Genomic DNA, 9673 nt, shown 5'->3' with positions numbered 1-9673 from the left:
GCAGTGCAGGTCGCCGCGGTGCGCCCGAGCCGCGCCCTGCCGCCCGCCGCCTTGCCGAACGGCGTTCCCATGCCCGAGCGCGACGCGTTCGACGGATCGAGCCCGGCCCGCGCCGCGCCGCCCGCCGGCATCCCGACCGCGGAAACGGCCGTCGCCGCCCTCGTGCCGGCCCGCGTTCCGTTGCCGACCTCGGCGCCGGTCCGCCCCGATGCCGTCGATCCCGCCGCGACGCTCGTCGCCGCGTTGGAAGCGGAAGCCGCCCCCGGCGCGCCGGCCCAACTGGCCTATGCCGTGCCGACCCCGCGGGCCCGCCCGCCGTTCGAAGCCGTGCTGCGCGGCGAGCAGGCCGCGCTGCCGACGCCTCGCATGATCGGCGCCGACCCCGAACTGACGCCCGAATCCATCATCGCCGCGGCCATGGCGGAAAGCGCGAGCGCCGCGGCAGGCGCCGCCCCGGCCGCCACCTCGCCCGTTCAGCCGGCAGCGGTTCTTCCCTCTCACCGCCCGGCCGACGCTTCGCTGATCGCGGCGGTGGCGGCGATGGCCCCCATGCCGGCCGCCTCGGAGCCGGTCCGTCTGGCCGCCCTCAAGGCAGAGCCTGCGGCCGCCAAGCTGCAGCCGGCGCCGCGCACCGGCGTTTCGGCCAAGGGCGGACGTGTCGTCGGCGACGAGGCTGCGATCGCCGCCGGCCGGCGCGCCGCGCGGCCGTCCGCCCGCCTGATCGCCGAACGCGTCGAGGTCGCCTCGCTCATCTCCAACCAGGAGCGCCGCGCCCTGAAGCAGGAGTTGCAGCGCCCCGTCGCCCACAGCCTCATCGGCAACGTGCCAGAGGCGGTGTTCGCCCACGGCTTCTCGCGCAAGGCCGGCGCACCCGCCGCGTCGTCGCGCTTCGAAGGCAAGGCGGTCAACTTCATGCCGGTCCACAAGATCAACTGATCGCCGTCTCTCCCCCAGCGACGCCCGCGTTCACACGCGGGCGTTCGCGTTTTCAGGGGATGGGCGCGTCTCGCGTCGTCAAGTTTATGCCGGGTCATCACTCCTGCGGGGCGAGGTCGCGGAAAGATGATCCCGTTGTCGGCAGCCGCATCGGGCGCCCGAGAACTGTGCGTTTTGCAATCCGAGCTTGACAAAAACCGGGCCGTTTCTCAGATATCGCATAGATTAACGAAAGCGCACAGTTGCCGTTCGGCGCAGGCAAGACGATTCGCACCATCGCGCGGATCCGCCATGCGTCGTTGACTTCACCGACTGCGGCGCCCGAAGATCGGATCGGAAGAGAGATGGACGAGTTGAACCTGCCGGGCGACGACGAGGGGCTGATGGAGCTCACGGCGGAGGTCGTGGCGGCCTATGTCAGCAACCACGCCATGCCGGTTGCCGATCTGCCCGCTCTGATCGCCGATGTCCATGGCGCGCTCGGGATGACCGGCGCGCAGCCCGAGCCGCCGCCGGCCGAGAAGCCGAAGCCGGCCGTCTCGGTGAAGAAGTCGGTGACGGACGACTACATCGTCTGTCTCGAGGACGGAAAGAAGTTCAAGTCGCTCAAGCGCCACCTGATGACGCACTACAACCTGTCGCCGGAAGAGTACCGCGAGAAGTGGGACCTGCCGGCGGACTACCCGATGGTGGCGCCGAGCTACGCAGCGGCACGCTCGCGCCTCGCCAAGCAGATGGGCCTCGGCCACAAGCGTCGTCGCGGCCGCTGAACCCTCGCGGTTCCCCCAACGCCTACGAAACGAAAACGCCTCCGGATCGATCCGGAGGCGTTTTCGTTTTTGGCTTGGAGTCAGGCGGGGCGAAGTGCGGCGCCCTCACTCGCCCGAAGGCATCATGCCCAGCGCCTGCAGATAGAGATCGAGGATCGCATCCATCTCGGCGCGCTCGTTGGCGTCCTGCTTGCGCAGGCTGATGACCTTCCGCAGCACCTTGACGTCGAAGCCGTTGCCCTTGGCCTCGGCATAGACGTCCTTGATGTCGTCGGAGATCTGCTTCTTCTCCTCTTCCAGGCGCTCGATGCGCTCGACGAAGGAGCGGAGCTGGTCCTGGGCGACTTCCTCGGTGGCGTTGGACATGGGGTTTGACCTCGTATCGGACGACAGACGCGGGCCGCCCGATACGGCGGCCGCTTATCCCTTCTTCGATGACGCGGAATGGTTACCCGAGCGTTACGTTCGGCTCAATCGTGCTTCGGCGAGCCGGAAAAGGCGGCCTGCGCCTCGGGGCTGGCGTCGCGCTGGTGGCGGGCGCGCCACTCGTCGTAGGGCATGCCGTAGACGATCTCGCGCGCCTCATCTTTGGCGATCGGATGCCCGGCCTCGGCCGAAGCCTCGGCGTACCAGTTGGACAGGCAGTTGCGGCAGAAGCCGGCGAGGTTCATCAGGTCGATGTTCTGGACGTCGGTGCGCGCGCGCAAATGGTCGCGCAGGCGTCGAAAGGCGGCGGCCTCGAGTTCGGTCGTGGTCGGGGCACGGTCCATGGGGGGCTCCTCGTCGCGGATCATGGGCTCGATATCGGCGGGGCGCCGTCCGCCCGCAAGGCGGCCGAATGGCCCGATCGCATCGATTTAGGAAAAAGAGTGCGTCGGAGGGGCCGCCGCGTCTTTGACAGTTTTAACGACTATGCGAGAAGGGCCCGCCGCCGTCCTTATCCAAAGGGTCGCCCATGCCGTCTCGCCCGATCCTGGGGCTCCGTTCCCCGATCGCTGCCGCCGTTCTGGCTCTTGCCCTCTTCGCCGTCTCCGCCCCGCTCCTCAGCACCGCTGCCCGCGCCGACTTCCGGGTGTGCAACGGGACGCAGGCGTTGGTGGGCGTCGCCGTCGGCCAGCGAACGGCCGAAGGCTGGGTGAGCGAGGGATGGTGGCGCATTCCGGCGACGACCTGCCGCTCCGTCATCGAGGGCGAGCTGCAGTCGCGCTACTACTACATCTACGCCGAGGACGCCGAGGGCGTCGGTCGGTGGGCGGGCGACATCGACATGTGCATCGCCGAGAACGAGTTCAAAATCGTCGGGGTCAAGGACTGCTTCGCCCGAGGGTTCCAGAAGATGGGCTTTCGGGAATACGACACCGGCGGGCAAGGCAGCTGGATGGTCCAGCTGACGGAAGCGGCACGCGAAGGGACCGATCAGCCATGAAACGCAATCGCCGCGTCAAGATCCTCGCAACGCTCGGGCCGGCGTCGTCCGACGAGGCGATGATCCGCAAGCTGCACGAAGCGGGTGCCGACGTGTTCCGCATCAACATGAGCCACACCGACCACGACACGATGCGCGAGCTCGTCGCCCGCATCCGACGGGTCGAGGCGGCGGTGGACCGGCCCATCGGCATCCTCGCCGACCTTCAGGGGCCCAAGCTGCGCGTCGGCAAGTTCGCGGAAGGAAAGGTCGACCTTCAGCCCGGCGACATCATCACGCTGGACAACAACCCCGAGCCCGGCGACCGCACCCGGGTGTACCTGCCCCATCCCGAGATCCTGCAGACCGTCCAGCCGGGTCATCGCCTCCTGATCGACGACGGCAAGCTCCAGCTCCGTGCATTGGAGACGACGGGCACGGCGATCCGCTGCGAAGTCGTCGCCGGCACGCGCATCTCCGACAAGAAGGGCGTCAGCCTTCCCGACACGCTTCTCACCAGCGGCGCGCTGACCGACAAGGACCGGCTGGATCTCGACGCCGTGCTCGAAGCCAAGGTCGACTGGCTCGCCCTGTCGTTCATCCAGCGCCCCGAAGATCTCGCCGAGGCGCGCAAGCTGTCGCGCGGTCGCGCCGGTCTCATGTCCAAGATCGAGAAGCCGCAGGCGGTCGAGCGGCTCGACGAGATCATCGAGCTGTCCGACGCGATCATGGTGGCGCGCGGCGACCTCGGCGTCGAGATGCCGCTGGAGCAGGTGCCCGGCATCCAGAAGCGGATGACGCGCGCCGCACGCCGCGCCGGCAAGCCGGTGGTCGTCGCGACCCAGATGCTGGAGTCGATGATCACCGCCCCGGTGCCGACACGCGCCGAGGTGTCGGACGTCTCGATCGCCGTCTTCGAGGGCGCGGACGCGGTCATGCTGTCGGCGGAATCGGCGGCCGGCGCCTATCCGATCGAAGCGGTCCAGACCATGGACCGAATCGCCATCGAGGTGGAGAAGGACCCGCTCTATCCCGGCATCATCTTCGCCCAGCGCCCGGCCGCGGAAGCGACGGGGGCCGACGCCGTGTCGCTCGCCGCACGTCAGATCGCCGAGACGCTGCAGGTGGCGACCATCGTCACCTATACCTCGACCGGCACCACGGGACTGCGCACCGCGCGCGAGCGCCCGCAGATCCCGATTCTCGCCCTGTCGCCGATCGAGGCGACCGCGCGCCGTCTCAGCCTCGTCTGGGGCCTGCACTGCGTGGTGACGGACGACGCCTCCGACATGGAGGACATGGTCAACCGCGCTTGCCGCCTCGCCGTCCAGCAGGGCTATGCGCGCGTCGGCGAGCGGGTGATCGTGACCGCCGGTGTGCCGCTGCGCACGCCCGGCGCCACCAACATGATCCGCATCGCCTATATCGGCTCGGACGGCCTCTCGGCCATCTGAGCCGGACCCGGCCCCGTCAGGCGGGCTGGCCGGACAATTCCTCGGCCAGCCGCGCCGCCGCGTCCTGCGCGGCCTTCATGGTGGGGTAGACGGCGAGTGCGCGGTTGTAGGCGTCCAGCGCCTCCCTGTCGCGGCCGAGTTCTTCCAGCATCGCACCAAGACCCGTCAGCGCGCCGAAATGGCGCGGCTCGCGTTTCAGCACCTCGTCGACATCGGCCATCGAGAGCGCATAGCGGTTCTGCGTGTAGTGCAGCGTGGCGCGGCGGTTGTAGGCTTCGGCGAAATCCGGCTGCAGCACGATCGCCTGGTCCACGAGGTCGAGGGCCGCGGCCGCGTCCTTGCCGGTGATGGCCTGCGTCGAGCGCAGCATCAGGAGGTCCACCGTGGCGCTGCCGCTTTCCAGCCACGCTGTCTGGATCTGGTTGGCAAGCGCTGCGGCCTTCTCCGTATCCGGCTCGCGCTTCAGCGCGGCGAACAGGCGGTCGAGGCGCGCCTCGCGCGATTCGTCCGCGGGCGGGGCGGCCGGTTCGGCGGCCACGCCGGGCGCCGGCGCGTCCTGCGCCCGCGAGGGCAGGCCGCCGGTCGCGAGCAGGGCGATGGCAAGGAGAGCGGGGCTGAAACGAGAAAAGGCGCGCATGGAACGACCTTAGGTCGTCGCAGCGCGCCTTCCAAACGATTTCGTCGGGCCGGTCGGTCCGGCCCGGAGCGTCAGCCCTGGCGCGCCTTGTAGCGCGGGGCGAGCTTGTTGATGATGTAGATGCGGCCCTTGCGGCGAACCAGGCGGTTGGCGCGGTGGCGGCCCTTGAGGGACTTCAGCGAGTTCTTGATCTTCATGGGTTCGACCGTCGATTGCGAGGCGACGATCGGGCCTAGTCCCATTCCGCCGCATAATGAAAAACGCGCCGTTGCGGGCGCGTCGACCTGGGGTGGCAATAGCGGCAGGCGGGGTGCGATGTCAACCATGTGACGCCATCCTGCCGCGGTTTCGTCAGCCCTTTCGCGGGGTGAGGCGGGTGGCGTGCCCCATCTTGCGCCCGGCGCGCGCCTCCCGCTTGCCGTAAAGGGTGAGGAGCGTGTGCGGCTCGGCCAGAAGCGTCCCGGCGCGCTCGACATCGGCACCGATGAGGTTTTCCATCACGCAGTCGGAGTGCCGCTCCGGCGAGCCGAGCGGCAGGCCGGCGACGGCGCGGATGTGCTGCTCGAACTGCGAGATCGTGCAGGCGGCCTCCGTCCAGTGGCCGGAATTGTGGACGCGGGGCGCGATCTCGTTGACGAGGAGCCCGCCGTCGGCCTCGACGAAGAACTCGACCCCGATCACGCCGACATAGGCGAGGCGGTCCAGGATCGTTTGCGCCGTGGCGATCGCCTGGTCCCGCACCGTGTCCGGGACGGCGGCGGGGACGGTGGAGCGGCTGAGGATGCCCATCCGGTGGACGTTCTCGGCCGGATCGAAGGCCGCGAAGGCGCCATCCTGGCCGCGCGCGGCGATCACCGAGATCTCGCGCTCGAACGGCACCTTCTTTTCCAGGATCGATGGCACCGAGCCGAGGCTCTCGAACACGTCGTCGTGCGGGCTGCCGTCCGTGATCGTCGCCTGCCCCTTGCCGTCGTAGCCGAGGCGGCGGGTCTTGAGGATGCAGTCGCCGCCAAGATCCAGGAGCGCGTGATCGAGCTCCTGCGGATCGTCGATCGCCCGCCAGGGGGCGGTGGCGATGCCGATGCCGTTCAGGAACGCCTTCTCGACGACGCGGTCCTGCGCCACCTCCAGGGCCTCGATCGGCGGGTGGATGGATTTCGCCGTTCCGAGCGATCGCAGCGGGGCGACCGGCACGTTCTCGAACTCGTAGGTCACGACGTCGCTGCGCTCCGCGAGCGTGCGCAGCGCCGCCGTGTCGTCGTAGGCCCCGCGAACGAGGTCGCTGGCCACCTGGGCTGCGGGGCAGTCCGGGTCCGGGTCGAGAACGAGCGTGCGGAAGCCGAGGCGCGCGGCGCTCGAGGCCAGCATGCGACCGAGCTGGCCGCCGCCGATGATGCCGATCGTGGCGCCGAAGGGGAGGGGAGCTGTCATGCGGGCCACGTGACTAAAGGAGTGATCAATGCGCCGCGTCTTCGACGGGACGCTCGGCGACGGCCTCGCTCTGGCGCGCGCGCCAGGCGTCCAGACGCTCCGCCAGGGCGGTGTCGGTGAGGGCGAGGACGCTGGCCGCCAGGAGCGCCGCGTTGACCGCGCCCGCCCGGCCGATGGCGAGCGTGCCGACCGGGATGCCGGCCGGCATCTGAACGATCGACAGGAGGCTGTCCTGGCCGGACAGCGCCCGGCTTTCCACCGGCACGCCGAACACCGGCAGCGGTGTCATGGAGGCCGCCATGCCGGGCAGGTGGGCGGCGCCGCCCGCGCCCGCGATCACCACCTTGAAGCCCTTGGCTCGCGCCCCCTTGGCGAAGGCGACGAGGCGGTCGGGCGTGCGATGGGCCGACACGATCAAAGCCTCGTGAGCGATGCCGAGCGCGTCCAGCGTCTCGGCGGCATGCTTCATCGTGGCCCAGTCCGACTGGCTGCCCATGATGACGGCGACGGGGGGCGTGGTCATGCGATGATGTCCGGCAGGACCTGGTCTTCGAGGTCCTGGAGCCTGTCCTTGATGAGGAGCTTCTTCTTCTTCATGCGCTGGATCTGAAGCCGGTCGCAGCCGGTGGTCTCCATCGCCTCGATCGCCGCGTCGAAATCCGCGTGTTCCTGGCGCAGCCTGGCGAGCTGCAGCCTGAGTTCGGCCTGTTCCTGATCCGCCACCCCGGTCCCCTCGAACGCGACACCTGGCCTCGGCTCCCGCCCCGGGTGCCTCGGCCATCACAAAAAATCGACCTGACGTCCGAACCCGGCGGCAAACCCGCCAAGTCCCTGGGATCGGACGCTTCCGTCCCGCCTATTCGTTACCAGCCTTGGCAGAATTTAAAAACCCGGCCTTGAACCCCATTCGACACGTCAAACCTTATATGACACCTTCATGGCATCCATGACGCGTCGGTCGTCCGGGCGCCATTGGAGGGAGACTAGAGACCTAGAGGAGCTCAAGAATGTCCTTGGATGCCCATCTCGCGACCCTGGAACAGCGTCATTCGGCCCTGAACGAGGAAATCGCCACGGCCCACACCAAGCCTGCCATGAGCGATGCGGAGATACAGGAACTGAAGCGGCGCAAGCTGCTTCTGAAGGATGAGATCGAGCGCCTGCGCCAGCCGCAGCACTGATCTCCGACGAGCATTCTTCGACGCGGCCTCCCCGGCCGCGTCTTCCCCGCAGACCCTTGTAGTCTCGCCGCAATCGGTATCTACAGCAGCCCGCCGACGAGACCGGCGAACCGACCCGGCCTCACTATCCGGCCCCTGTCCGCCCGCTGCGCAGATGTTTCCATGATCGACGAAGACCGCATCCGCCCCCGACTGGTCCTGGCGACGACCCTCCTGCCGGATGGAGAGGTCGGCGAAGCCGCGCTGCGGGAAGCGCTCGGCGCCGGCGACGTCGCCTCCGTCCTGATCGATCCCGCCGGCCGCCAGCCCGCACCCTTCCAGGATTTCGCCGAGCGCCTCGTCCCGCTCATCCAGGCGGCGGGCGCCGCCGCGATCGTCGCCGAGGACACGCGATGCGCCGGCCGCGTCCGGGCCGACGGTTTCCACGATGCGTCGGGCAGCGTGCCCGCCTTGCGCGAGGCGGTCGGCCGCTTCTCGCCGCGCCTCATCGTCGGCGGTTCGGGCTTCACCACCCGTCACGAAGCGCTGGAGGCCGGCGAGTGCATGCCGGACTACCTGTTCTTCGGAAAGCTCGGCGCCGACCTGGGCCCAGAGCCGCTCCGCCGCAATCTCGAGCTTGCCGAATGGTGGGCCTCGATCGTCGAGATCCCCTGCATCGTGCAAGGGGGCTCGGACCTCGGCACCCTCGCCGCCGCGATCGAGACGCGCGCCGAATTCATCGCCCTCTCCAGCGCCGTCTTTTCCGACCTCGCGCGTGCGGGCACGCAAGTCGAGGCCGCCAACCGCCGGATCGACGCGGCGATGGAGGAGGCTACGGCATGAAGCGCCTCGCGCTCCTCGCCGCGCTCCTCGCCGTCCAGCCCGCCGCGGCCGAGGACACACCGACGCCCGCGCCCGAACCGGCGCCGGCGGCCACCTCCGCCGTGCCGGCGGCCGGCGCTCCGCCGCTCCTTTCGCCCAACCTCCTGCCGACGCCCGTCGCCAAGGCGACCGACGACCCGGCCGCGCCCGACGCGCCGTCCGCCAGCGCGCAGGCCTATGGCGCCTTTCAGCGCGGCTACTACCTGTCGGCCCTGCGCATCGCCGAGCCCCTCGCCAATCTCGGCGATCCGGCCGCGCAGACGCTGCTCGGGGAGATCTACGGCCGCGGCCTCGGCGTGCCGCGCGACGAGACGGAATCGGCGCGCTGGTACGGCGTCGCCGCCAAGGCGGGCGTGCCGGAGGCGCAGTTCCGCTACGCCATGCTTCTCATCGAGGGGCGCGCCGTTCCCCCGGACGACGCGACCGCGCGCGACCTGATGAAGGCGGCGGCCGACGCCGGCAACCCGCTGGCAGCCTACAACTACGGCCAGATGCTGATCCGTGCCGCCCCGACGGGCGGCTTTTCGGAAGCCGTCGGCTATTTCCGCAAGGCGGCCGAGAGCGGCCTGCCCGACGCGCAATACGCCCTGTCGCAACTCTATGCCTATGGCCGTGGCTTGGAGAAGGCCGACGACGCGGAGGCCCGCCGCTGGCTGACCGAGGCCGCCAAGGGCGGCAGCGACACCGCCCAGATCGAGCTGGGCATCTGGCTGCTCAACGGGCGGGGCGGCCCGCCGGACCCGCTGGAAGGCTTCCGCTGGCTGAAGGGCGCGGCCGAGCGCGGCAACCCGATCGCGGTCAACCGCATGGCCCATCTCTACAAGGACGGCGTCGGAACGGCGCGCGACCGGGGGCAGGCCGCCATGTGGACGGTGCTGGCTCGGCGCGCCTCCAACTCAGATGCGACGCTGGACGGCTGGTTCCGCACCCTGCCCGACGCCGACCAGAAGGCGGCGCTCGAGGCGGCCAACCGCTTCCGCGCCGGATGACGTGCGGGG

Annotated in this window: 13 protein-coding genes and 1 pseudogene; 7 read left to right on the top strand and 7 right to left on the bottom strand. The window is 69.7% G+C overall.

The features are described 5' to 3' along the window. Positions 1 to 936, top strand: a pseudogene (locus AUL34_RS22695) (hypothetical protein); the annotation flags it as partial. Between the two features lie 344 nt (positions 937 to 1280). Then, positions 1281 to 1706 carry a MucR family transcriptional regulator gene (locus tag AUL34_RS21170; RefSeq protein ID WP_061938598.1) on the top strand — a complete coding sequence of 142 codons (426 nt, stop codon included), beginning with the start codon at positions 1281 to 1283 and terminating at the stop codon, positions 1704 to 1706. 105 nt (positions 1707 to 1811) lie between these two features. Here AUL34_RS21170 and AUL34_RS21165 read toward each other — a convergent pair whose 3' ends face one another. Together AUL34_RS21165 and AUL34_RS21160 are read right to left on the bottom strand one after the other, a co-directional pair. Beyond that, a complete protein-coding gene (locus AUL34_RS21165; protein ID WP_055892534.1) occupies positions 1812 to 2072 on the bottom strand; it encodes a DUF2312 domain-containing protein in 261 nt (86 codons plus the stop codon). 104 nt (positions 2073 to 2176) lie between these two features. Next, the gene (locus AUL34_RS21160; protein WP_061938595.1) at positions 2177 to 2476 is read right to left on the bottom strand and encodes a DUF1244 domain-containing protein; all 300 of its coding nucleotides are present in this window, start codon (positions 2474 to 2476) and stop codon (positions 2177 to 2179) included. A gap of 185 nt (positions 2477 to 2661) precedes the next feature. Between AUL34_RS21160 and AUL34_RS21155 the strand changes: the two genes are divergently transcribed. Together AUL34_RS21155 and pyk are read left to right on the top strand one after the other, a co-directional pair. Further along, entirely contained in the window at positions 2662 to 3132 is a 471-nt protein-coding gene (locus AUL34_RS21155; RefSeq protein WP_061938583.1) for a DUF1036 domain-containing protein, read from the top strand. Beyond that, positions 3129 to 4565 (top strand): pyruvate kinase, encoded by a 1437-nt coding sequence (gene pyk / locus AUL34_RS21150; protein ID WP_061938580.1) that lies wholly within the window; start codon positions 3129 to 3131, stop codon positions 4563 to 4565. Before AUL34_RS21155 ends, pyk begins: the two co-directional genes overlap by 4 nt. A gap of 16 nt (positions 4566 to 4581) precedes the next feature. Here pyk and AUL34_RS21145 read toward each other — a convergent pair whose 3' ends face one another. The 5 genes from AUL34_RS21145 to AUL34_RS21125 all read right to left on the bottom strand — a co-directional run bounded on the left by AUL34_RS21145 (position 4582) and on the right by AUL34_RS21125 (position 7356). Then, positions 4582 to 5202 carry a tetratricopeptide repeat protein gene (locus tag AUL34_RS21145; RefSeq protein WP_061938578.1) on the bottom strand — a complete coding sequence of 207 codons (621 nt, stop codon included), beginning with the start codon at positions 5200 to 5202 and terminating at the stop codon, positions 4582 to 4584. 71 nt (positions 5203 to 5273) lie between these two features. Beyond that, positions 5274 to 5399 (bottom strand): type B 50S ribosomal protein L36, encoded by a 126-nt coding sequence (ykgO, locus tag AUL34_RS21140; RefSeq protein ID WP_019998227.1) that lies wholly within the window; start codon positions 5397 to 5399, stop codon positions 5274 to 5276. Positions 5400 to 5553: 154 nt separating this feature from the next. Further along, positions 5554 to 6633, bottom strand: a complete 1080-nt coding sequence (locus AUL34_RS21135; protein WP_061938592.1) for a 5-(carboxyamino)imidazole ribonucleotide synthase — start codon at positions 6631 to 6633, stop codon at positions 5554 to 5556. A gap of 25 nt (positions 6634 to 6658) precedes the next feature. Beyond that, the gene (purE, locus tag AUL34_RS21130; RefSeq protein WP_061938575.1) at positions 6659 to 7156 is read right to left on the bottom strand and encodes a 5-(carboxyamino)imidazole ribonucleotide mutase; all 498 of its coding nucleotides are present in this window, start codon (positions 7154 to 7156) and stop codon (positions 6659 to 6661) included. Beyond that, positions 7153 to 7356 (bottom strand): YdcH family protein, encoded by a 204-nt coding sequence (locus AUL34_RS21125; RefSeq protein WP_055893011.1) that lies wholly within the window; start codon positions 7354 to 7356, stop codon positions 7153 to 7155. The genes purE and AUL34_RS21125 overlap by 4 nt, the downstream gene beginning before the upstream one ends. Positions 7357 to 7640: 284 nt before the next feature. Between AUL34_RS21125 and AUL34_RS22085 the strand changes: the two genes are divergently transcribed. The 3 genes from AUL34_RS22085 (at position 7641) to AUL34_RS21115 (ending at position 9664) form a co-directional block, all read left to right on the top strand. Then, a complete protein-coding gene (locus AUL34_RS22085) occupies positions 7641 to 7814 on the top strand; it encodes a YdcH family protein (RefSeq protein WP_082653560.1) in 174 nt (57 codons plus the stop codon). Positions 7815 to 7979: 165 nt separating this feature from the next. After that, complete coding sequence (locus tag AUL34_RS21120; RefSeq protein ID WP_370539073.1) at positions 7980 to 8636, top strand: thiamine phosphate synthase; 657 nt, start codon at positions 7980 to 7982, stop codon at positions 8634 to 8636. After that, entirely contained in the window at positions 8633 to 9664 is a 1032-nt protein-coding gene (locus tag AUL34_RS21115) for a tetratricopeptide repeat protein (protein ID WP_061938569.1), read from the top strand. The genes AUL34_RS21120 and AUL34_RS21115 overlap by 4 nt, the downstream gene beginning before the upstream one ends. The last annotated feature ends 9 nt before the right edge of the window (positions 9665 to 9673 follow it).

The sequence above is a fragment of the Aureimonas sp. AU22 genome (assembly GCF_001463745.1).
GTDB lineage: Bacteria > Pseudomonadota > Alphaproteobacteria > Rhizobiales > Rhizobiaceae > Aureimonas.
The sequence above is the reverse complement of the archived record's forward strand: the minus strand, read 5'-3'. Positions and strand labels throughout refer to the sequence as shown.